18 protein-coding genes and 1 riboswitch are annotated in these 23,025 nt (G+C 76.1%); of the genes, 11 read left to right on the top strand and 7 right to left on the bottom strand.

Annotation, left to right across the window (positions count from 1 at the left end):
- The first annotated feature begins 3 nt into the window (after positions 1–3).
- The 4 genes from OG335_RS32705 to OG335_RS32690 all read left to right on the top strand — a co-directional run bounded on the left by OG335_RS32705 (position 4) and on the right by OG335_RS32690 (position 3,488).
- Positions 4–390 carry a HypC/HybG/HupF family hydrogenase formation chaperone gene (locus OG335_RS32705; protein ID WP_405014750.1) on the top strand — a complete coding sequence of 129 codons (387 nt, stop codon included), beginning with the start codon at positions 4–6 and terminating at the stop codon, positions 388–390.
- Entirely contained in the window at positions 387–1,511 is a 1,125-nt protein-coding gene (gene hypD / locus OG335_RS32700; protein ID WP_405014749.1) for a hydrogenase formation protein HypD, read from the top strand. Before OG335_RS32705 ends, hypD begins: the two co-directional genes overlap by 4 nt.
- Complete coding sequence (hypE, locus tag OG335_RS32695; RefSeq protein WP_405014748.1) at positions 1,504–2,577, top strand: hydrogenase expression/formation protein HypE; 1,074 nt, start codon at positions 1,504–1,506, stop codon at positions 2,575–2,577. The genes hypD and hypE overlap by 8 nt, the downstream gene beginning before the upstream one ends.
- 284 nt (positions 2,578–2,861) lie before the next feature.
- Entirely contained in the window at positions 2,862–3,488 is a 627-nt protein-coding gene (locus OG335_RS32690; RefSeq protein WP_405014747.1) for a histidine phosphatase family protein, read from the top strand.
- Between the two features lie 61 nt (positions 3,489–3,549).
- Here the strand turns inward: OG335_RS32690 and OG335_RS32685 are convergent, their stop codons facing one another.
- The 5 genes from OG335_RS32685 to OG335_RS32665 form a co-directional block, all read right to left on the bottom strand.
- Positions 3,550–4,146: a hypothetical protein gene (locus tag OG335_RS32685; protein WP_405014746.1), complete on the bottom strand. Its 597-nt coding sequence runs from the start codon at positions 4,144–4,146 to the stop codon at positions 3,550–3,552.
- Between the two features lie 380 nt (positions 4,147–4,526).
- Positions 4,527–5,282 carry a hypothetical protein gene (locus OG335_RS32680; RefSeq protein WP_405014745.1) on the bottom strand — a complete coding sequence of 252 codons (756 nt, stop codon included), beginning with the start codon at positions 5,280–5,282 and terminating at the stop codon, positions 4,527–4,529.
- Positions 5,283–5,396: 114 nt separating this feature from the next.
- Positions 5,397–6,476, bottom strand: a complete 1,080-nt coding sequence (locus tag OG335_RS32675) for a Gfo/Idh/MocA family oxidoreductase (protein ID WP_405014744.1) — start codon at positions 6,474–6,476, stop codon at positions 5,397–5,399.
- Positions 6,477–6,612: 136 nt separating this feature from the next.
- Positions 6,613–6,954: a hypothetical protein gene (locus tag OG335_RS32670; protein WP_405014743.1), complete on the bottom strand. Its 342-nt coding sequence runs from the start codon at positions 6,952–6,954 to the stop codon at positions 6,613–6,615.
- 257 nt (positions 6,955–7,211) lie between these two features.
- Positions 7,212–7,376: a hypothetical protein gene (locus OG335_RS32665; protein WP_405014742.1), complete on the bottom strand. Its 165-nt coding sequence runs from the start codon at positions 7,374–7,376 to the stop codon at positions 7,212–7,214.
- A 684-nt stretch (positions 7,377–8,060) separates the two neighbouring features.
- Here OG335_RS32665 and OG335_RS32660 point away from each other — a divergent pair.
- From OG335_RS32660 to OG335_RS32645, 4 genes are all read left to right on the top strand, one after another.
- Positions 8,061–8,894 carry a glycoside hydrolase domain-containing protein gene (locus OG335_RS32660; RefSeq protein ID WP_405015607.1) on the top strand — a complete coding sequence of 278 codons (834 nt, stop codon included), beginning with the start codon at positions 8,061–8,063 and terminating at the stop codon, positions 8,892–8,894.
- A gap of 253 nt (positions 8,895–9,147) precedes the next feature.
- Entirely contained in the window at positions 9,148–11,256 is a 2,109-nt protein-coding gene (locus tag OG335_RS32655; protein ID WP_405014741.1) for a SpoIIE family protein phosphatase, read from the top strand.
- 110 nt (positions 11,257–11,366) lie between these two features.
- Positions 11,367–12,608, top strand: coding sequence for a PP2C family protein-serine/threonine phosphatase (locus OG335_RS32650; RefSeq protein WP_405014740.1), 1,242 nt, complete (start codon positions 11,367–11,369; stop codon positions 12,606–12,608).
- A 442-nt stretch (positions 12,609–13,050) separates the two neighbouring features.
- Positions 13,051–13,356, top strand: a complete 306-nt coding sequence (locus tag OG335_RS32645; protein WP_405014739.1) for a DUF4193 domain-containing protein — start codon at positions 13,051–13,053, stop codon at positions 13,354–13,356.
- Between the two features lie 45 nt (positions 13,357–13,401).
- Here OG335_RS32645 and OG335_RS32640 read toward each other — a convergent pair whose 3' ends face one another.
- Positions 13,402–14,112, bottom strand: coding sequence for a DUF4232 domain-containing protein (locus OG335_RS32640; RefSeq protein WP_405014738.1), 711 nt, complete (start codon positions 14,110–14,112; stop codon positions 13,402–13,404).
- Positions 14,113–14,312: 200 nt separating this feature from the next.
- The gene (locus tag OG335_RS32635) at positions 14,313–15,785 is read right to left on the bottom strand and encodes a glycine hydroxymethyltransferase (protein WP_405014737.1); all 1,473 of its coding nucleotides are present in this window, start codon (positions 15,783–15,785) and stop codon (positions 14,313–14,315) included.
- A gap of 20 nt (positions 15,786–15,805) precedes the next feature.
- Positions 15,806–15,899: riboswitch (ZMP/ZTP riboswitch) on the bottom strand.
- Positions 15,900–16,105: 206 nt separating this feature from the next.
- Between OG335_RS32635 and OG335_RS32630 the strand changes: the two genes are divergently transcribed.
- The 3 genes from OG335_RS32630 to OG335_RS32620 all read left to right on the top strand — a co-directional run bounded on the left by OG335_RS32630 (position 16,106) and on the right by OG335_RS32620 (position 22,954).
- The gene (locus tag OG335_RS32630; RefSeq protein ID WP_405014736.1) at positions 16,106–16,885 is read left to right on the top strand and encodes a potassium channel family protein; all 780 of its coding nucleotides are present in this window, start codon (positions 16,106–16,108) and stop codon (positions 16,883–16,885) included.
- Between the two features lie 280 nt (positions 16,886–17,165).
- A complete protein-coding gene (locus OG335_RS32625; RefSeq protein WP_405014735.1) occupies positions 17,166–18,032 on the top strand; it encodes a DUF4132 domain-containing protein in 867 nt (288 codons plus the stop codon).
- 65 nt (positions 18,033–18,097) lie between these two features.
- A complete protein-coding gene (locus OG335_RS32620; RefSeq protein WP_405015606.1) occupies positions 18,098–22,954 on the top strand; it encodes a DNA-binding protein in 4,857 nt (1,618 codons plus the stop codon).
- The last annotated feature ends 71 nt before the right edge of the window (positions 22,955–23,025 follow it).

The following is a 23,025-nucleotide window of genomic DNA, read 5'->3' as shown; positions in this document are numbered from 1 at the left end:
CCCATGTGCCTGGCGGTGCCCGGCAGAGTGGTGGAGATCGAGGAGCGCGACGGCGCCCGGATGGCGGTCATGGACTTCGGCGGCGTCGTCAAGGACGTCTGCCTGGAGTACCTGCCGGACCTCGGGGTGGGTGAGTACGCGATCGTGCACGTGGGGTTCGCGTTGCAGCGGCTGGACGAGGAGTCGGCCCGCAAAACACTCGACCTCTTCGCCGAACTCGGCCTCCTTCAGGAGGAGTTCGGCGACCCGTGGGAGGCGGCCGCGGGCGCGGCGGCCGGCCCGGCGACTGGCCCGGCGGAGTACGACCCGGCGGCACAGGGCCTGTCGGCGGTGCAGGGCGGTTCGGCCGCGCAGGGCGGTCCGGCGGCGCACGAGGGGGTGGAGCGGTGAAGTACCTGGAGGAGTTCCGCAACCCGGAGCTGGCCCGCGGCCTGCTCGACGACATCCGGGCGACGGTGACGCGCCCGTGGGCGCTGATGGAGGTGTGCGGCGGCCAGACGCACACCATCATCCGGCACGGCATCGACCAACTGCTGCCCGAAGAGGTCGAGTTGATTCACGGACCGGGCTGCCCGGTCTGCGTGACGCCGCTGGAGGTGATCGACAAGGCGCTGGAGATCGCCTCCCGGCCCGACGTGGTGTTCTGCTCCTTCGGCGACATGCTGCGCGTGCCCGGCACCGGCCGCGACCTGTTCCGGGTGCGCGGCGAGGGCGGTGACGTCCGGGTGGTGTACTCACCGCTCGACGCGCTGCGGATCGCCCGCGAGAACCCGCACAAGGAGGTGGTGTTCTTCGGCATCGGCTTCGAGACGACGGCACCGCCGAACGCCATGACGGTGTACCAGGCGCGCAAGCACGGCATCCGCAACTTCAGCATGCTCGTCTCGCACGTCCGGGTGCCGCCCGCCATCGAGGCGATCATGCAGTCGCCGGACTGCCGCGTGCAGGGCTTCCTCGCCGCCGGTCACGTCTGCAGCGTGATGGGCACCGACGAGTACCCGGCCCTCGCCGAGCGGTACCGCGTGCCGATCGTCGTGACCGGCTTCGAGCCGCTCGACATCCTGGAGGGGATCCGCCGCACCGTCCGCCAGCTGGAGCGCGGCGAGCACACCGTGGAGAACGCGTACGCCCGCGCGGTGCGGCCCGAGGGCAACCCGGCGGCCCGCACGATGCTGGAGGACGTCTTCGAGGTCACCGACCGGGCCTGGCGCGGCATCGGGGTCATCCCCGCGAGCGGCTGGCGGCTCTCCGAGCGCTACCGCGACCACGACGCGGAGCACCGCTTCGACGTCGGCGGCATCACCACCCGCGAGCCCGCGCAGTGCCGCGCCGGCGAGGTGCTGCAGGGCCTGATCAAGCCGCACCAGTGCGAGGCGTTCGGCACCGACTGCACCCCGCGCAACCCGCTCGGCGCGACGATGGTCTCCAGCGAGGGCGCCTGCGCCGCCTACTACCTCTACCGCCGGCTCGGTACGCCGGCCGTCCCCCGGGAGGCGAGCCCCGTTGGCTGACACCGAGACCCTCACCGCGCCGGACTTCTCCGGCTGGACCTGTCCGCTGCCGCTGCGGGACCACCCCCGGGTGGTGATGGGCCACGGCGGCGGCGGCGCGATGTCCGCCGAACTCGTGGAGAACCTCTTCGCCCCCGCCTTCGGGAACAGCATCCTCGCCGGCCTGGGCGACTCCGCCGTGGTCGACCTGGGCGGCGCACGGCTGGCCTTCTCGACCGACTCGTACGTGGTGCGCCCGCTCTTCTTCCCCGGCGGCAGCATCGGCGACCTGGCGGTCAACGGCACCGTCAACGACCTCGCCATGAGCGGGGCCCGCGCCTCCTACCTGAGCTGCGGTTTCATCCTGGAGGAAGGCGTCGAGACCTCGGTCGTCGGCCGCATCGCGCAGGCGCTGGGCGCGGCCGCCCGAGCCGCGGGCGTCGAGGTCGCCACCGGCGACACCAAGGTGGTGGAGGCCGGCCGCGGCGACGGCGTCTACCTCAACACCGCCGGGATCGGGCTCGTGCCGCAGGGCGTCGACATCCGTCCGCAGCGCGCGCGGCCCGGCGACGTGGTGATCGTCAGCGGCGAGATCGGCCTGCACGGCGTCGCGATCATGAGCGTGCGGGAGGGCCTCGAGTTCGGCGTGCAGATCGAGAGCGACTGCGCGCCGCTCGGCGGGCTGGTCGAGGCGATGCTGGCCGCGACCCCCGACCTGCACGTGCTGCGCGACCCCACCCGGGGCGGCGTCGCGGCGGCGCTGAACGAGATCGCGGCGGCGGCCGGCGTCGGCGTGGTCGTGCAGGAGCAGCGCGTACCGGTGCCGGACCAGGTGGCCAACGCCTGCGCGATCCTCGGCCTCGACCCGATGTACGTCGCCAACGAGGGCAAGCTCCTCGCCTTCGTGCCGCGGGAGCACGCGGACGCGGTGCTCGCCGCGATGCGCGCCCATCCGCGGGGTTCCGGTGCGGTGGTGATCGGCGAGTGCGTGGCCGAGCACCCCGGCATGGTCGTCGCCCGGACGCCCTTCGGCGGCACCCGGGTCGTGGACCTGCCGCTCGGCGAGCAGCTCCCCCGTATCTGCTGAGCCCGCCGGTCCGGCGGCCGGGAACCACCGGCCGCCGGGCAGGAGCGCGGCCGTGCAGGCCGGCATCCCGCCGGGTCGGGCGGGAAGGGCGGGGGCGGTCTCGGCCGGGCCTGCGACGGTTGAAGGGCGGGGCGGTCTCGGTCGGGCGGCGCCCGGGCCTGCGACGGTTGCCGGTGACGGCCGGGTGCGGTAGAAAACCGGTCGTACTCACGGGTAAGGAGCCCTGCATGGCCGTCCGCGCCGCCGGAGAACCGTCCCGCCGCACCGCAGGGACGGGCTGACGCGTGCCGACCGTCCACCTGCTCCGGCACGGCCAGGCCTCCGCCCACGCCGCCGACTACGACGTGCTCAGCGAGCTCGGCCGCGAGCAGGCCCGCCTGCTCGGCGGCGAACTGCACCGCCGGCAGGGCCGGATCACCGCGATCGGCACGGGCACGCTCGTCCGCCAGCGCGACACCGCGGCGATCGCCGCCGCCGCGGCCGGTCTGGCCCTGCCCGCCATCGAGGACCCGCGCTGGAACGAGTACGACCACCTCGCGCTGCTCGACGGGACGGCGCACGGCCCCGACTTCCAGGGCCGGCTGGACACCGCCCTCACCCGGTGGGCGCAGGACCCCGACGGCAGCTGGCCGGCGTTCCGCGACGGCGCGCGGGCGGCACTCGACGAGCTCGCCGGCCGGCTCGCGAGCGGCGAGAGCGGCCTCGTCTTCACCTCCGGCGGGGTCGTCGCGGCGATCTGCGCGAGCCTCCTCGGCCCCGGACCCGGCGGGTTCGTCGCCCTCAACCGGATCACCGTCAACGCCTCGGTCACCACGGTCGTGGTCGGACGCCGGGGCGCGCACCTGCTGAGCTTCAACGACCACGCGTACCTGCACGGCCGGGGGCGCAGCGACCTGGTGACCTTCCGCTGAGCAGCCCGGCCGGGCCGCGGTGTCCCCGTCCGGCGGCCCCGCCGGGCCGCCGGACGGACGGTCAGGCGCCGGGCCCGTCGGCCTCCTCGTCGGCGGGCAGCGGCAGCGCGGTCGCCGTGACGGTCGGCAGCAGGGCGGCCAGCTCGTCGAGGTGCCGGGCGAGGTCGGCGCCCTCGGGCAGCGGCTGGTAGAGGAAGCAGACCTCGTCGCCGATGACCGACACGGCCGGGGCGCCCGCCCGGAGGAGGCGTTCCACCAGGTCGGTGCCCTGCAGCCGGGTGTCCAGCGCGGCCGGGTCGTCGGCGAGCGGCAGGTACGGGCCGGGCCCGATCGACCGGACGCCGACCGCGGCGGCGCTCCAGCCGCGCTCCAGCCGCAGGTGCCGACAGGCCTCCGGCAGCGGGTAGACCACCGCGAGCCAGTACTCGTCGTCCCGTTCGTGCCGCCTGACGAGCACCGTCGCCTCGGCCCGGTGGCCCTCGGTGGCCGTCAGGACCACGTGGCAGCCGGCGCGCATCCACGGGTAGTGCCGCCGGTGCGAGCCGCCCGGCTCACGGAACCGGTACGTCAACTCCCAGCCGGGGCGCTCCGCGAGCGCCCTCATGGCCTTGCGGAGCCGTCCGACCCGGCGTGCGAGGCCGGCGGCCCTGACCGCCATGACCGTACAGAACACGACAACGACTGCGAGCACGCCGAGATACAGCACGCCGGTCCCCTCCCCCTCGGCGACGCGCCCCGCACGCACCGCCCTCCGACCACGATAGGCCGCCGGGGCGACACCGGGTGGCCGTGCGCCCCGAACCCACGTCCGGCGACGGCCGCGGGCGGTGACATGATCCTTGGCCCGCCCCGCCTCCCCCGACGGGTGTCCCGTGCCAGCCGCCTTCGCAGCGTCATGCCGCGATCCTGCGCACCCGCCCGGCAGCGGCATCCGCACCGTCGCCGACCGCTGCACGGCCCCTGCACGGCTCCGGTACGGCGGCCCCACGGCTCCGGTACGGCGGGCCCGTACACGGGACCGCCGCTGCAGGGCGCGGGTCAGTACACGGTGCCGCTCAGCCGGGCGATGCCGCCGAGGACGAGTCCGTCGCGGACGGCCCGTCCGAGCGCAGCCATGTCCTCCGGCGCGATCGTGCCCTCGCCGCCGGGCAGCACCACGAACCGGACCACCCCGGTCGTGTGCGCGGCGCGCCGCCACTCGCGTGAGGTGGCGACGCCGCCGGGCCTGGCCCACCAGAAGGCCGCGCCGTGGTCGTAGGTGACGGCGTGGATGCGGCCGGACACCACGTGCACCGTCCAGCCGGGGAGTTCCTCGGCGGGCACGGCACCGGTGATGTCGAGCGGCGGCAGTCCTTCGGTGAGGCGGTCGGCGAGGTGGCCGAGGAGGCCGTGCGGGTACGGTCCGCCGGGGTGGTGGACGGCGGCGGGCTGGACGTGGCCGGGCCCGCCGGACATGGCGGGGACGAGCACGTCCTCGGCGCGCGGCCGGTCGTCGGAGGTCACCGGCCCGCCCGCCGGGGCCCGGCCCGCCGCCACCCGGGCGGCGTCGAGCTGGGTCGGCGCCCACACTCGGCTCGGGGCGCACGCGGGGTGGGTGAGCAGGGCGCGGCGCTGCGCACCGGTGGGCCCCTCGACGAGGACGCCGGGCACCGGGTCGTCCCGGCGCGGGTCGAGCGGGCCGTCGCAGACCGCGCAGCCCCCGGCCGCGGGCGTGGCCGTGCCGAGCAGCCGTCGCACACCCGGGCCCGGAACTGTGCTGCCGTACGGCGGAGTTGCGCGGGGGTCCTGGTGCACGGCGTCTCCTGCGGGGCGTCGTCCGGCGGAACGGGCGGGTGGGCCGTCGCCGGCACGGCGTCAGCGTAGGCCACCTGCGGTGCCGCCGTGGCCGGCCTGCGCCTGCCGGTCCGGTCAGCGGGCCCAGGCCTCCGTGGAGGTGACGACCGTGCCGCCGCCGGCCGCGGCCTCGTCGATGGCGAGGCCGATCAGGTGGTCCTGGCAGCCGTCGGCGAGCGGGTACGGCGCGGGGCCCTCGTCGCGGGCCCAGGCGGCGGTGGCGAGGAGCAGCGAGGCGATCGCGATCTCCTCGTCCATCAGCCGCAGTCCGACGAACGGGTTGCGGTAGACGACCTCGCCGTCGAGGGCGATGTGTTCGGTGTCGTGGCCGTCGAGGTTGAGGTCGTGGCCGAGTTGGGAGCGGCGCAGCGTCGAGGTGAGGACGGTCTCCGGCGCGGTGAGGCGGACGACGGTGTCGTCGGCGATCTCGCCGTGGCTCCCGCGGACGAGGATGCGGCGCAGGCGCAGCCGGTTGTGCCACTGGTTGTCGGTGAAGTCGTACAGGCCGGAGGGGCCGCCGAAGTCGAGGGTGGCGAGGGTCGTCGTCGCGGGCCTGGGCGTGTCGTCGCCGGTCCAGCCCGCGCGGGTCAGCGGGTCGACGAGCGGCGCGGTGTGTCGGCTCGCCCGGACGGTGACGGGTTCGAACCCGGTGCCGAGCAGCCCGCGGATCATCGAGACCGCGTGGTAGCCGTGGGTGGAGGACACCTGGACGGAGGTCGGCGTGCCGATCGTGCCGCGTTCGACGACGGCCCGGCGGGCGGCGTGGCCGGGCATCAGCAGGTACTGCTCGGCGACCTGGACGGCCTGCCGGTCGCCGACCCGTGCCCAGAGGGCGCGCAGCCCGTCGAGGTCGGGGGCCGGGGGTGTCTCGGAGAGGACCCTGGTGCCGGCTTCGACGGCCTCGGCGACGACGGCCGCGTTGACGGCCCACGGCACCGCGCTGACGACGAAGTCGGGCCGGGTCGCACGGACGAGCTCGGCCGGAGAGAGGTGCGCGGGCACGCCCCAGGTGCGGCGGACCTCCTCGGCAGCCTCGGGGCGCCGGACGGCCGCGCCGACGAGCGTCAGCCTGTCGGGCAGGAGGGCGGCCAGCCTGGCGAAGAACCCGGCGCGCCAGCCGCTGCCGATGATGCCGAACGTCGCTGGTGTGTGCACCGGTCGCCTCCTGCGTGATCTTCCCGACCGGTCACTGTAGTACCGGCACACGCCGCCGGGCGCCGGCCGGCCCCGCCGGTGGTGCCGTCGGTGCGGAGGACGGTGGCGGGGGCCTCGACGGGGCCTGGGCTACGGCCTACCGCGCGCCGCGTCGGCGGCGGCCGCCCATCAGTGCGGTGCCCGCCACGGCGACGACCACGCCTGCCGCCATCACCCCGCGCGAGGAGCGCCAGGACAGCACGGAGAGGTGCGAGCAGGCGGACAGCAGCGAGCCCGAGCTCAGCCAGGAGCCGGCCGAGCCGACGGAGAGCGCCGAACCGGCCGAGCCGATCGAGAGCACCGAACCGACGGAGCCGACGGAGAGGACGGAGCCCACCGAGCCGATCGAGAGCACCGACGCCCTCGACCAGAGGGAGAGCAGCGAACTGCCGTCGCCTGCACCGGCGGAGGGGGCGGGGCGTGCGGGGTCCTGGGCCACGGCACCGATCGTAGCCTGCGGGCGCGCCACCGCGCCGGACCTCGGGCAGGCCGGCCGGGGACGGGCCCGGGGTCGCGCACCTGCTCGGCCGCCGGGCCCGCAGGTGTTACGGTGCGCGGTACGCCGCGAGCGGGAGGGCCGCCGTGCCGCGCCCGGTCCGCGCGGCGGGCCGTCCCGGTGCAGATCCTCGGTCGGGGTGCCCCCGTCGTCCGTCCGCCGCCGAGGAGATCCCCGCCCATGCCCGTGCGCACGGTCCGTCAGCGGTCGTTCCCGTCCCGGTCGGCCGAGCACGTCGCGGTGCCGCCGGTGCACACCGATCCGTGGGCGAGTCCGGCCCGGCGGCGGCATTTCGCCTGCACCGGCTGCGAGGTCACCTGGGCGGGCAGCGGGGCCGAGTGCTGGTGCTGCGGGGGGACGAGCACGGCGACGAGTCCGAGTCTCTCGGGGGTCCTGGAGTTGCTCGCCGGGCCGCCCGGTGCGGCCGACCGGTGGGCCGGGCCGGGGCTACCCGAGCGCCGCCACCAGCCACAGGACGTAGCCCGCCATGACGGCGGCCCAGCCCAGTCCGACGGCGAGGACGATCCAGCCCCCGACGCGTTCCGGCTTGTCGGCGCTGTCCATCCGCACCCCCTGTCCGACGCCTGCGACGCCCGTCACGGTAGTGGCGGAGCGGTCGGGCGCGCCTGAGTAGCCGTACTCAGATGCGGCCCGCCTGCCGGACTCGGCGGGAGGCGGGGCGCGTGGCGGCGCGTGGTGCGGCAGCCGTCACCCCGGGTCGGAGCTCGGACGGCGCAGGGTGATATTCATGCAGTCCGAACGACCTGCAGTCCGATCGGCACCACGCGTCGGCACTGCCCCTTCCCCCTGCGAGGAACCCCGTGGCCGACGGCCTTCTCCGTGAGCGGCGCACCGCCGCCGTGTCCGCCGCCTGCCTGCTGCTGGCCGGGGGGCTGGCCCTGGGCGGCTGCGCGACGACGGACGGCACGGCCGCGGGTGACGCCTCCGGCGCGACGGCGGTCGCCGCCGCCGGGGACGCGGGCGGTTCGCCGTCCGTCTCCGCCCCGGCGTCGGCCTCGGCGTCGGCCTCCGTGTCGGCGTCGGCGTCCGTGTCGGCCTCGGCGTCCGGTTCGGCGAAGCCCTCCGCGTCCGCCGGGTCCCCGGCCTCGCCCTCGGCCGGCACCACGGCCTCCGCACCCGCCGCGGCGCGGCCGGCCGGCACCTCCTCGGGCAGCGTGTTCACCGGCCTCGCCTTCGACACCTGCACCGCCCCCTCCGCCGCCGCCATGAACGCCTGGCGCGGCACCTCCCCCTACGGCGCGATCGCCGTCTACGTCGGCGGCAGGAACCGCGGCTGCGCCCAGCCCCAGCTCACCGCCTCCTGGGTGCGCACCGTGAGCACCGCCGGCTGGAAGCTCATCCCCCTCTACGTCGGCGCCCAGCCGCCCTGCCAGACCGGCTCCAGCCCCGAGAAGATCACCGCCGCCACCGCCGCCACCCTCGGCGCCACCGACGGCGCCGACGCCGTCGCCAAGGCCTCCGCCCTGGGCATGCGCGCCGGCAGCACCCTCTACCTCGACGTCGAGGCCTACAGCGCCGCCGACACCGCCTGCGCCGACGCCGTCCTCACCTACACCCAGGCCTTCGACCGCGCCGTCAGGGCCCGCTCCTACCGGCCCGGCTTCTACGGCTTCGCCTCCTCCAGCGCCGCCGGCATCGCCAGGGCCGCCGCAGCCGGCAAGCCCGACCTCCCCGAAGCCCTCTGGTACGCCAAGTACGACGGCGCCGCCGACACCACCGGCAGCTTCCCCTACGCCGCCGGCCTCTTCACCGGCCACCGCCGCGGCCACCAGTACCAGGTCAACCAGCGCGAGACCTACGGCGGCGCCACCCTCACCGTCGACCGCAACGCCTGGGACGCCCCCGTCGCCGTCACCGGCTGACCGCCCCCCACGACTCCGCCCGGACCGGGCCGCTGACCCCCCGTGGGCGGCCCGGCCCCGGCGAACGGCACCGGCACCAGTACCGGGACCAGCACCGCGAACGGCTGCGGGAACGGCCCCGGGAACGGCACCCGTCGCCCCCGGCCGACGGTGGTGCGGCGGGGTGCGGCCCCGGCGCGGTGCACCGGCCGTCACCCGCTCGCCCCGCCGACCGGGCAGCCGATGGCCGATACTGAAAGCGTTTGGGGTCACCATGTCAACGACTGGGCAGCCGGAGCCGATCCGGGCGGTGGCCGCCGACTCGGGCGCGGCCCGGGACGCCGGCGGATGGATCGGCGACGTCCCGATGGCCATGGCGGCGACCACGGCGGACGGCCGCATCGTCGCGTGGGACGCGGTGGCGCAGCTCGTGCTCGGCTACCGCGCGGACGAGGCCGTGGGCCGTCACATCTCGGAGGTGCTGCACCCCGGGGTGCACCGCGGCATGACGCGTGCCCTGTGGGAGCGGGCCGCGACGGGTCAGGGCATCATGGGCGCCGTCACCGCCCGTCACCGTGACGGCTCGTTCGTGCAGCTGGAGATCTGGGCGCGGCCGTGCACCGGGGCGGCCGTCGGCGCCGACGTGGTGGTGTTCGCCGCGGAGGCGCGCAGCACCGCGCGGGTGCGGGGCGCGTCGGCGGTCTGGGACGGGCTGTTCGCGCGGTCGCCGATCGGGATCGGCATCTTCGACACCCACCTGCGCTTCGTGCGGGTGAACCCGGCGCTCCAGGCGATGAACGGGCTCGCCGAGGCCGACCACGTGGGGCGGACCCTGCCCGAGGTGCTGCCGGCGGTGAACGCCCACGCCATGGAGGAGCACATGCGCACGGTGCTGGCGACGGGCACGCCGGTGCTCGACTTCCGCCGCATCGGGCGCACCGCCGCCGACCCGGGCACGGACCGGGTCTGGTCGTGCTCGTGGGTGCGGCTGGAGGACGGCCAGGGCACGCCGGTGGGCATCACGGCCTGCCTGGTCGACATCACCGCCCAGGAGGAGGCCCGGGCCGAGGCGGAGGCCGGTCGGCAGCGGCTGGCGATGCTGGCGGAGGCCAGTACCCGGATCGGCACCACGCTGGACCTGGAACGCACCGCGCAGGAGCTCGCCGCCTTCGCGGTGCCGGGCCTCGCGGACACCGTGACCGTCGACCTGCTGGAGGCGTTCGACGGGGGCGGCGACCTCGTCTCCGGGCTGTTCGGCGGGGCCACGCTGCGCCGTGCCGGCAAGGCGCCCGCCGCCGGCTCGCCCGTGGCGGACGTGCTGGGCGCGGTCGGCGACCGGTTCGTCTTCCCCGCGGCGGCGCCGTACACGCAGGCGTTCGCGCGGCGCCGGCCGTTCGTGGTCACCGACCTGGACGAGACGGCCGCCGGGGTCGCGGCACCGTTCTCGTCGGTCGTGCGAAACCTCCGGGCCCGGGGCGTGACGACGCTGATGATGGTGCCGCTCGTCGCCCGCGGCCTGGTGCTGGGCGTGGCGACGTTCTACCGCAGCAGCGACGGGCCGTTCGACGAGTCGGACGTCGCCCTCGCGGGCGAGCTGGCCGCGCGGGCCGCGGTGTGCGTCGACAACGCCCGGCTCTACGCGATGGAGCACGACACCGCGCTGGTGCTGCAGCGCAGCATGCTGCCGCAGCACGTGACGCCGCCGCCCGGCATCGAGATCGCGCACCGCTACATCGCGGCCTCGGACGTGAACGAGGTCGGCGGCGACTGGTACGACGTGGTGCCGTTGCCCGACGGCCGGGCCGCCCTCCTGATCGGCGACGTGATGGGCCACGGCATCGCGGCGGCGGCCGTGATGGGCCGGCTGTCCAGCACCGTGCGGGCGGTGGCGCGGCTGGGACTGCCGCCGGTGCAGGTGCTGCAGCAGTTGGAGACCGCGCTCGCCGACCTCGCCGAGCCGATGCTGGCGACGTTCCTGTACGCGGAGTGCGATCCGGTCACCGGGCGCTGTCTGGTCACCCGGGCCGGGCACCCGCCACCGGCCGTGGTGACGCCCGACGGCCGTGTGCACCTGCCGGAGATGCCCGCGGGCGCGCCGCTGGGCATCGGCGGCGTGCCGTTCACCACCACCGAGCTGCGGCTCGAACCGGGCAGCCTGCTGGTGCTCTACACCGACGGCCTGGTGGAGGCGCGCGGGCGGGACATCGACGAGCGGCTCGCCGAGCTGCTGCACGTGCTGGGCGGCCGTCCGCCGGAGTCGCTGCACGGCGTCTGCGAGCAGCTGATCGGCCGGATGGTGCCGTCGGGTGCGGAGGACGACGTGGCGCTGCTGGTGGCGCGGATCGGCGGCGCGGCGTACGGTCCGGGCGGGCCGCCGGGGTGAACCCGGCCGGGGCCGTCCCTCCGGCGTCCCGACACGCGGCGGTCCGCGCTGCCGCCCCGCGGTCGCCGGACTAGATTGAGGGCCCGGAAAGATCGCGATCGAGGAGCGGTGTGGCAGCGCCCGGTGTCGACTACGGCGCGGCGTTCAGGGCCGGGCCCAGCCCGATGCTCGTCCTGTCGCCGGAGCTGATCATGCTGGACGCCAACGACGCGTACCAGGCGGTCTCCGGGCGCACCCGCGAGCAGCTGCTCGGCCGCCGTCTCTTCGACGTCTTCCCGGACAACCCCCGGCACCCCGACGCCGGCGGGCCCAGCGCCCTGCGCGCCTCCCTCGACCGGGTCCTGGAGACCCGCGAGCGCGACAGCATGGCGCTGCAGCAGTACGACGTCGAGGACCTCGGCCACCCCGGCGAGTACGCCGAGCGCTACTGGAGCACGGTCAACACCCCGGTGCTGGACGGGGCCGGGGAGGTCGCGTTCATCCTGCACCGGGTGGAGGAGGTGACGGCCCTCGTCCGGCAGCTCCGGGGCGCACCGCCCGAGGGTCCGCTGAGCCCCGCCGACCGGATGGCCGCCGACCTGCTCGCCCGGTCCGAGGAGCTCGCCCTGCTCAACGAGGACCTGCGGCGGGCGCACGCACGGGAGCGCGAGGTGGCGCTGGCCCTCCAGCGGGCCCTGCTCCCGGCGGTGCCCGCGACGTACCGGCCGTCCGCCGCGGTGCGCTACCGGCCGGCCGCCACCGCGCTGAACGTCTGCGGCGACTGGTACGACCTCGTGGACCTCGACCGTCGCTCCAGCGCCGTGGCGGTGGGTGACGTCGTCGGGCACGGCCTGGAGGCCGCCGGGGTGATGGGCCAGCTGCACAGCGCGCTCAGCGCCGCCGTCCGGGCCACCGGGCGGCCCGCCCGCGCCCTGGAGACCCTGGCGCTGTTCGCCGCGTCGGTGGAGGGCGCCCTGTCGACCACCGTCGTGCAGATCGTCGTCGACCGGCGGATGCACACCATCCGGTACAGCTGCGCCGGACACCCGCCTCCCGTCCTGGTGCAGGCCGACGGCACCGCCGAGCTGCTCGACGCCGCGACCGACCCCCCGCTGGGCGCCTGGGACGAGTCCCTGCCCCGGTCGGAGGCGGAGGCGCACTACCGCCCCGGCGCCACACTGGTGCTCTACACGGACGGCCTCGTCGAGCGGCGCGGCGAGGACATCGACGCAGGGCTGGGCCGGCTCGTCGACAGCGTCACCCGGCACCGCCGCCTGGAGCCGGAGCAGCTCGCCGACGCGCTCCTCACCGACCTGGGGGCCGACGACGGCCAGAGCGCCGACGACATCGCGGTGGTCGTGCTGCGCCTGTGAGGGGCGGGGGTGTGCGGGCCGCCCGTGCGGGGGTGACCGCCGGCGGGTCGGCCGGTGCCGGGCCAGGCCGTGGCCGGGCCTCGCGCGCCGCCCGGGCAGGCGTCCCGTCCGCCGCCGCTCCCGCTCCCGCGCCCGATGGGCGGCAGCGTCGCGCCGGGAAGGCACGGCGCCGGGACCGGCGGGCCGGAGGGGTCCGCACGGTCCGGCAGGCGCCTCGCACGGTTCGCACGGCCTGCTCGTACATCTGATTCGTGGGCGGACCGGGAGTCGGACGGGTGATTCGGGGATAAAGTCGGGCGGGATTTTCTACCATGGGATTTCCGGGGTATTTCTCCTCCGCGGCGAACCGCCGCGACCAGGCCCGACAAATGTCGCGGCGGGCCCGCCTCCGGGAGAGGCTGGTGCGGCTACGGGGTCACCCATTCCACGGAAGGACAGTACTGTGGCAACCGATTACGACGCCCCGCGCGGCGGCGGCGACGAGAGTTCGGACGACAGCATCGAGGAGCTGAAGGGACGCCGCTCCGAAAGCTCCGACGGCAAGGTCGACGTCGACGAGTTCGACGCGGCCGAGGGCCTCGAACTTCCGGGTGCCGACCTGTCGGGCGAGGAGCTGACCGTCCAGGTCCTGCCGAAGCAGCAGGACGAGTTCACCTGCTCCACCTGCTTCATGGTGCGCCACCGCAGCCAGCTCGCGGGCGAGGACGCACAGGGCCGGCCGGTCTGCAAGGAGTGCGCGGGCGGCTGACCGCCCGTCCGTGCCGCCCGGCGACCGGGCGGCACGGGCCCGCGGTCAGGACAGCACGGTCGCCGGGAGGATCTCCGAGACCTGCACGGTGCCGCCGCAGGGCTGGAAGGCGAACGGCACCTTCTTGTCGGCGTCGGCCAGCGGGTCCACCGGTGCCCGGAAGACGAATCCGGCCGCCTTGGGGCACGGCGCGTCACCGACCGGCACGTTGCTCCACTTCACGAAGAACGCCGCGCTCTGGCCGGGCGCCAGCACGATCGTGCCGCCCTCCTGCCCGAGGTCACCGAAGCCCGCGGGGATCGCGCCGACCGTCAGTGGCAGCTCGGGCGCGGCCGGCGGGCCGTACGGGACGAACGTGGGGCGTCCGTCCATCGAGCAGGCGGCGGCCGAGACGTTCTTCACCACGAACCGCTGCACCATGGTGCCCGCGGCGCCGTCCGAGGTGGAGGCGGTCACGGTCAGCCAGGGGTTGACGCAGTTCTCCGTCTCGCCGCCGCCACCACCGCCACCGGCGGGCGAGCCGGTGGCGGGGGCCGGCTTCTTCGGCTTGGCCGAGGCCGACGCCGGGGCGGAGGAGGCGGCCGCGGACGGCGCGGCGCCGGACGCCGACGGCGGCACGGACGGCGAGGACGCCGCGGTGACCGCGGTCGTGACGGACGCACTGCCCGCGTCGTGGGCCGTGCTCCCGCAGCCCACGACGGCCCAGGGGGCGGCCAGGGCCAGGGCGACGGCGAGACTGCGGCGGCGAGTGTGCACAGAGGGGTCCTTCGGTCGGTCCACGCGGTCGGCGGCGGGACGCCGCCCTGCCGCAACCACGGCCGGCCTGCGCCACGGCCGACATCCCACACCCCGGCCGGGTCCGGAGTCCAGCACGGATCCATCACCACTCGCCCGTCCGGGGGCGGATGCGGCGACGGCCGCGCCCGGCCCGGCGCACCGCCGGGCCGGGCGGCGCGTCACAGCGCGCCGAGGCCCGGGTAGAGCGGGAAGCCGGCCAGCAGGTCGTCCGCACGCTTCGCGACGGCCTCGCGCACCTGCGGGTCGAGCACGTACTGCGCCTTGGACGGGCCGCCGGCCGCGGTCCGCGCGGGGGTGGTGCCGCGCAGCACGGTGTCGATGAGGTCCGCGATCTCGTCCATCTCGGCGGTGCCGAGCCCGCGCGTGGTGAGCGCGGGAGTGCCGATCCGGACGCCGGAGGTGTACCAGGCGCCGTTCGGGTCGTGCGGGACGGCGTTGCGGTTGGTCACCACGCCCGCGTCCAGCAGCGCCGCCTCGGCCTGGCGGCCCGTCAGGCCGTGGCCGGAGACGTCGGCGAGCACCAGGTGGTTGTCGGTGCCGCCGGTGACGAGCGCCGTGCCCCGGCGCAGCAGCCCCTCGGCGAGCGCCTGCGCGTTGTCGACGACGCGCTGCGCGTAGTCCCGGAACTCCGGGCGGCGGGCCTCCGCGAGGGCGACCGCCTTCGCCGCCATGACGTGCGGGAGCGGGCCGCCGAGCACCATCGGGCAGCCGCGGTCGACGTGCTCGGCCAGCTCGGAGGTGCACAGCACCATGCCGCCGCGCGGGCCGCGCAGCGACTTGTGGGTGGTGGTGGTGACGATCTGGGCGTGCGGCACCGGGTCGAAGTCGCCGGTGAGCACCTTGCCCGCGACCAGGCCCGCGAAGTGCGCCATGTCGACCATGAGGGTCGCGCCGACCTCGTCGGCGATCTCGCGCATCAGGCGGAAGTTCACCCGCCGCGGGTAGGCGGAGTAGCCGGCGACGAGGATCAGCGGGCGGAACTCGCGGGCGGTGGCGCGCAGCGCGTCGTAGTCGATGAGTCCGGTGGCCGGGTCGGTGCCGTAGCTGCGCTGGTCGAACATCTTGCCGGAGATGTTGGGGCGGAAGCCGTGCGTGAGGTGGCCGCCGGTGTCCAGCGACATGCCCAGCAGGCGCTGGTTGCCGAACTCGCGGCGCAGCTCGGCCCAGTCCCGCTCGCTCAGGTCGTTGACCTGCCGCACCTGTGCGCGGGCCAGCGCCGGGCTCTCCACGCGCTGGGAGAGGATCGCCCAGAAGGCCACCAGGTTGGCGTCGATGCCCGAGTGCGGCTGCACGTAGGCGTGTTCGGCGCCGAAGAGGGCGCGGGCGTGTTCGGCGGCCAGCGTCTCCACGGTGTCGACGTTGCGGCAGCCCGCGTAGAAGCGGCGGCCGACGGTGCCCTCGGCGTACTTGTCGCTGAACCAGTTGCCCATCGCGAGGAGCACGGCGGGCGAGGCGTAGTTCTCGCTGGCGATGAGCTTCAGGGAGGCCCGCTGGTCCTGGATCTCGGCGCCGATGGCGTCGGCGACGCGGGGTTCGACGGCGCGGACGGCCTCGATCGCGCTGCGGAAGGCGGTGTCCGCGGTGGGACCGACGGCGGTGTGGGGCGCGCGGGGGTAGCCGGACTCGGCCAAGGCTGTCTCCTCATGACGATTCGGACGGCCCAGGCGCACGGCGACAGCGTGAGAGACACGGAGCCGCTTCCCGATGGTCGAGTCCATCCCTGCGCGCCAGTCACGGCTCGCGGCGAGCCTACCAACCCGGGCGGGGCGGTGTGCACGGGGAGCGGCCGCGGGCGGTGCCGACCGGCCGGACCTGCACGGGAGTGCAAGCGGCCGGGCACGGATCGTGCAGGAGACCGGGCCCTCCCGTGAAAGGATGCCGGTGCGGCCGCCGACCGGGGCGCCCTCGCGCGTGCGGCGGTCCGCCGGCACCGTGCGGAGGAAGGCGGCCCATGACGACGCGACGTGAGCGCTGGGAGCGGCGCACGCAGGCCCCGCTGATCGCCCTGTCCGGGCTCTTCGCGATCGCGTACGCGGTGCCGGTGCTCGTGCCGCACGCGCCCGCCCCGCTGCTGCGCGGGGCCGCCTGGACGGAGTGGGCGGTGTGGGCGGTGTTCGCCGCCGACTACGCGGCCCGGCTGATCCTGGCCGAGCGCCGCTGGGAGTTCGTCCGGCGCAGTCCGTTCGACCTGGCGTCCGTGGTGCTGCCGCTGGTGCAGCCGTTGCGGCTGCTGCGGCTGGTGTCGACGCTGCTGCTCGCGGGCCAGCGGGTGCGGATGGCCTCGCAGGTGCGGCTCACCACGTACGTCGCGGGCGTGGTGGTGGGGCTGCTGGTGTTCGGGTCGCTGGCCGTGCTGGAGATCGAGCGGACCTCGCCCACGGCGACCATCCTGACGCTCCAGGACGCGCTCTGGTGGTCGTTCACGACCATGACGACCGTCGGGTACGGCGACCTGACGCCGACCACCGGTCTCGGGCGGCTGCTGGCGGTCGCCCTGATGCTGTCCGGCATCGCGCTGCTCGGTGTGGTGACCGCGAACATCGCGGCGTGGTTCATCTCCCGGTTCGAAGCCGAGGACCGTATCGACCACCTCAACCACCGGGCGATCCAGGACCTCACCGCCGAGGTCCGCGAACTCCGCCTGCAGGTCGCCGAACTGAGTGCGGCCTCGGGCCGGGACGGCCTGACCGGACCGCCGGCCTCGGCGGAGGCGGCCGTCCCCCTGGCGTAGGGCGTGTCCGACCGTTCGCGGCGGATCGGCGCGCGGCGCCGTGCGCCCGTCGGGAATGGCCGGACCCGCTCTGGTGCCGACCGTTCGTCAGCACAGGACCTGTGGCACGTCCGGGTCCACCCGCCGGGCGTGCCCGGGGGCCGGCCGGCGGGGCCGCACCCAGCGCGTGCGTTGTCCGCGGCAGCCGCTAGCGTTCCGGCATCACCTGCGGCGGAGTGTCCGACTCCCTCCGCGTCTGCGGTGGTTTTCGACGACTTGCACGAGACCGAGGTGGGGACCGATGGGTTGGCTGGCGGCGGGCGAGGGGTACGAGGTGGCCCTCGTGGAGGGCCGGGTGACGGCGCGGGCGACGGCCGGGCGTTCGGCCGGGAGGCAGCTGAAGACGCTGCCGAAGGCGGTGCGGGAGCACCCCGAGACGGACCGGCTGCGCCGGTTCGCGGAGTGGCTGGACCGGCACGCCGCGTCGTGCGTGGCGCAGGTGGACACCTGGATGGTCTCCTCGCTGCCGGTGCCGACGGGGCTGATCGCCCGTGTCTGGCCCGACGAGGCCTGGCAGGCCGCGCTGCGCGACCTGGTGGTCGTCGGCGACGACCCGGACGAGACCGGCTTCCTGCGCGACGCCACGGCCGACGGCTCGCTGAAGCTCGTCGACCTGGACGGTGAGACGGTGCGCATCGCCCCGGAGACGGTGACGCTGCCGCACCCGGTGCTGCTGCCCGACCTCGACGACCTGCGCGAGTTCGCCGCCGAACTCGGCGTCGTGCAGCGCGTCGAGCAGATCCACCGGGCGACCTGGCTGCGGCCCGACGACCTCGCGCCGACCGCCGCCGAGATCCGGGACTTCGCGGGCGGGCGGTTCCCCTCGCGGTTCGGCCTCGCCGCCCGCGCCTCCTCGCTGGGCTACCGGGTCTCCGGCGGCTACGCGACGTGCCGCGTGCGCGACACCGGACGCACCGTCGAGGCCTCCGTGTGGATCGGCGAGCCCTACTGGGACGGCGACTCGGAGACCGGCGCGCTCAGCTGGCACGACGGCGACGGCAAGTCGCTCCGCCTGCCGGACGTGGGGCGGGTCGCGTGGTCCGAGGGCATGCGGATGGCCGCCGCGCTGTACGCCGGCCGCACGGTCGAGGAGGGCAAGGGCGCATGAGCGGCATCACGGACACGGGTACGGACACGGGTACGGGCACGGACACGACGGGGGCGGCAGTGGCGATGACCGAGGCGGAGGCGGCGGACCTGCTGCAGGCGGGCGCGGTGCTGCCGCCCGGCACGGTGGGCGCGGGCGACCGGGCGGTGCCGCTGACCGCGCGCACGTACCGTCACCCCGGGCTCGACGGCCGGGTCGTGGTGCGGCTCGTCCCCGGCGAGCTCGGCGCCGCGGAGGACCTCGCCGCCGGCTACCTCGGGCTGGAGACCGGCGCCGAACCGGCCGGGGTCGGCCTGGGGCTGCGTCAGGCACTCGGCTTCCCCGAGTGGGTGCTCGCGCACCACCCGCAGGACGGCCACCACGCGCTCGGCATCATGCCCGAGCTGGAGCGGATCGCCCGGCAGGCGAAGTCCAAGCCGAAGGCCGCCCTCGACGCGTACCAGGAGGTCGCCGGACGGCTCGCCGCGGCCGTCCCGCACTTCCTGCCGACGTTCTACGAGCAGGCCGGCCGGACGTTCCTCGGCGTGGAGAACGCCACCTACGCCGCGCAGCTCTTCTCCAGGGCCCGCCGGGCCGAGGCCCAGCACGGCCTGCGCCTCGACGAGGCCCGGCTCGACGCGGTGTTCCTGGAGTTCGCCCTCGCGGGCGCACTGCCCGTCAAGGTGCTGACCGGCTACGCGAAGGAACTCGCCGCGCGGGTGCCCGCGCAGGAGGCGTTCGACCGCTTCCGGGTGCTGTGCGTCCGGCGTACCGCGGGCGGCCTGCAGCCCTCCGCGCAGATGGCCACCGACCTCCGGAAGCTCGCCCGCGCGGCGGGCGCCGACCCCGACACCGCCGAGGGCGCCTACCTGGCGGAGCTGCTCACCCTGCCCGCGACGCTGCGCGCCGCCGCCGGCTGGTGGAAGGGCCACCGGGCGGCCCTGGTGTCGCTCGCCCGGCGGGACGCCGCGGTGCGCGGGCTGATGCTCGGCCTGATGCCCACCGGCGACGACCGCGAACTGCCCGCCCTGTGGCTGGAGATCCTCACGGAGTCCGGCGCCGACGCCGGACTGTGCGACGACACGCTGCCCGCCGGGGAGCGGCCCGCGGACGGCCCGAGCGGCTGGTTCGGGCGGTTCAACACCTGGCGCGGCCGCGGCTGGGGCCGCCAGCCGCGCATCCCCGCGCTCTACCCGCTCGTCGACCGGATGGCCCCGGCGCTCCGCGCCGACCTGGCCGCCTCCGGCGGCGCACTGGGCTTCGTCGAGGCCGACGTCGACCTGCTCGACCAGCTGCTCGCCCTCGGGCTGCCGGTCGCCGACCCCGTCGACAACACCACGCTCGGCCTGAGGCGCTGGGCGCAGGACGACGTGGAGCGCCGCGACCTGCTCGCCCTGGCGGCGGACCCGCGGTTCCGGCCGGCGTTCCGGCGCGGCGCGAACCACTTCTCCGACGACCGGGAGAGCCGCACCGCGCTCGGGGTGCTCGCCCGTTCCCCGGGCGGGCGGCCGATGCTCGCCGAGTGGACGGCGAGGGTCGCGGAGGCCTCCTCGGCCAGCGGCCTGCCCGGCCTGCCCGCGGCGCTGGGCCGGCTGACCTGGCTGCCCGGCGAGGTGCTCGTGCTCGCCGAGAAGGAGGTGCGCGCGGCGGCCGCCTTCGACCTGTCGCAGACCCTCGCCCGCACCCTGCGCGCCGGCCTGCTCGACGAACTGGGCTGGCCCGCCTGGGACGACGCCGCCGCCTCGCTCGTGCCGCGCAAGGACCTCGACGAGATCGTCGTCGCCGACGCCTGGCCGCACCTGGTGGCCGCCGGCCCGGCGCAGGCCCGCGTGCTCGGCGCCGAGGGCACCGTCCTCACCCACGACCTGCGGATACCCGCCGGCGACTCCAACCGCGACACCGGCTTCGCCTACGTCGACGGCTCGCTCCTCGTGCAGTGGCACTCCCGCGCCGCGCAGCACCGCATCACCGGCTACTGGCACACCGACGCCGACCGGACGTTCGCCATGCCCGAGAACACCCGCACCCGCGGCATGCAGACCAACTGGCTCGGCACGCTGCGCAGTTACGGCCTGCCGCTGCCCGGCGGCGGTCGCACGCTCGGCGAGGGCGTCGTGCACGTCGGCGACACCGCGCTGCCGGGCGAACGCCACGTCATCGGCGACGGCACCTCCTACTGGGTGTGGGCCTCCCCGGGCGACGGCCTCCCGTACGCCTGGACGGAGTACGACCCCGCGACCGGGGCGACCGGCCGGGCCTCGGCGCCCGCCTTCCTCGCCGACGCACTGCGCGACACCCCGACGGGCAGCACCCTGCACAACGGCTGGGTGATGCCCGCCCCCGACGGGGGCGTGCTCGGCTGGCGCGTCGTGCGGCTGCCCGACGGCACGCTGCGCGGCGAGGACACCGCCGGGCGGCACGTCACCCTGCCCGCCGGCAGCGACGTGCCGGCCCGTCTGCTGTGCTTCCCCGGCGCGGAGCGTCCGCTGGCCGTGGTGCGGCAGAGCTACCAGGTGAAGCTGGTCGACGCGGACGGCGTGGTCACCGCGGAGGCCCGGACCGACAACCTCCCCGGCGTCTTCGCCGAGGGCTCCCTGATCCTGCCGCCGCTGCGGTACTGGCACTGCCTGCAGCCGCGGGACGTCGACGGCTCCCTCGCGCTGCGCCGCGTGGACGCGGAGACCGGGGCCGCGCTCCTCAAGGCCGCCGCCGCGGCGGACCCGCGACGGCCCGGCGACCTGCCCGCGGCCGTCCGGGCGATCCTGCCGCAGGTCGGCGACGACGCCCTGGTGGCGGGCGTCACCGGTGTGCTGCGCTTCGCCGCGCAGCAGCAGAAGGTGCTCGACGCCGTCGCCGAGCGCCTCGCCGAGGAGCTGGCGGGCGGGCGGAAGTCCGAGGAGCCGACCGGCCCCACCGATCCCGAACTCCAGGACGCCCTCAACGGCCTCGGCTCCTTCGGCTACTGGTACGGCCGCGAGAACAGCCGCAACGTCGGCACGCAGCTGCAGTTCCTCACCGCGGCCCTGCGGCCCGACCACCCGGCCGTGCCCGCGGGCACCCTGCACGTGCACGGCGCCCGCGCGCCCTACGAGCAGATCGGCTGGACCACGCTGCCGCAGCTGCCGGAGGTGCTCGCGCTGCGGGCTGCGTCGGACACCACCCCGCCGGACCACCGCGCCACCCTGACGGCGTTCGCCGGGGCACTGCTCGGCACCGGCCTCGGAGCGGACGCGCCGCACTGGCGGACGCTGGGCGTCCACCTCGACGGCCACCACCTGTCGGGCCCGGACGGCGAGACCCGCGACGGCAACCGCGAGGCGCTGGTGGCGCTGGGCGGCGGGGCGTTCCTGCTGTTCGCGGACTCCGAACTGTCGACCACCGGCGGCACCTCGTCGACCGTGCTCTTCCACGACCCGACCGGGCGCTTCGAGATGCCCGCGCCCTACACCGTGCGCTCGGTGGCGGCGACCGGCACGGCCGCGGACGGCCGGGCGGCGGCCGTGCTCGCCGAGGCGGCGGTCCGCGGGCCCGCGCCCTGGCAGCCCGCCGCGGCCGAGCGGTTCGCCGAACTGACCGGGGTCACCCCGACGACCGCCGCCCTGGTGGTCGCGGGCCTGCCGCAACTCGACGCGTACGAGCGGAACTTCCTGCCCGCCGCGACACGCGCCCTGCTCGGCCTGAAGGTGACCGACGCCGCGGTCGCCCGCAACGAACTCCGGTCGCTCTCCGCCGACGTCCGGCGGCGGCTCGTCGCGGCACTGCTGCCCGCCGACGCCACCGCGCTGTGGACCGACGGGCCGGACGCCGAGGCCGCCGCCGAGGTGTGGAACGCCGCGGTCGGACGGCGCGTCGCCGTACCCGAGGCACTGCTCGGCGAGGCCGTCCGCGCGGTGCGCTCCGACTGGGCGCCCGGCCGCTCGCTGCCCGCCCTGCTCGACCCCGCGCAGTCGCCCGAGCTGAGCCGCGACCTCGCCTGGACCGTCCGCGGCGACCGCTGCGTGCCGGTGCAGCAGGACGAGTCCGGCTTCACCGCGCAGACGCTCGTCGGCGCGGTCGCGGCGGCCGCCTGGCTCGCCCACCGGCTGCCCGCCGGCGACCCGCTGCGCGCCGCGCTGCCCGCGGCCCTCACCGCGGTCCGCGCCCGGCTGGCCAACCCGGAGCTGATCCTCGACCTGGGACGCTACGTCGACCTGCCGGCCTTCCGGAAGGCCGCCGGCACCCCGACCGAGCTCGGCGAGGGCTACGAGCGCTACGGCGCCGTCCTGATGGCCACGCACGACGACCGGCCCGCACCCGGCATCCGCACCAGCCTGCTCGACGAGGCCGGCGAGGACCCGTACCTGCCGGCCCTGCGGATCGACGGCGAGCAGCCGTTCCCCGCGGAGACGGCCCTGCGCATCGCCTCGTCGGACGGCTTCGCCGCGCTGCTCGCCGACCCCGGCGAGCCGGCGGCCGGTGCGCGCGGCACGGACGGCACCTGGTGGCCGCAGGACCCGTCGCGGTCGGTGCCCGACCTCGTCGCGCAGACCGCCGCCGAGCACGGCATCGGCGAGGACGCCGCCACCGTGCACCTGATGCTGCTCGCCATGCCCGACCCGACGGACCGCAACACCGCCCGCTGGACGGGCTGGCGCCCGGCCCGCCTCAAGGCGGCCCGCGCCGAACTCGCCGCGAGCGGCCTGGTCGTCGAGGCCACTCGCACCCGGGCGGGCCGGACGCTCTTCCTGCCCGGCGGCTGGACGGAGCTCCGCACGCCGCACCTGCCGGTGGAGACCTGGAAGCTGCCGCTGCTCGGCCCGGCCGGCGGACCCGGCGCCCCCCTGGGCGTCGTCGTCCCCGTCGAGCCCGCCGAGACGCTCTACCGACGCGCCTGGCAGCGGCTCACCGACGGCGACCTGCCGCGTTTCGAGGAGCTCAAGGTGCGGCGCGGCCGCCGCCGCTGACCCTCCGCCCCACCGGGTGCGGCGCCCCCGCCGGGCGCCGCACCCCTCCCGGCGACCTCTCACCGACCCCT

It is taken from the genome of Kitasatospora sp. NBC_01539, from assembly GCF_045040525.1.
GTDB lineage: Bacteria > Actinomycetota > Actinomycetes > Streptomycetales > Streptomycetaceae > Kitasatospora.
Note: the sequence above shows the minus strand (reverse complement) of the source record. Positions and strands in the feature narration are given on the sequence as shown.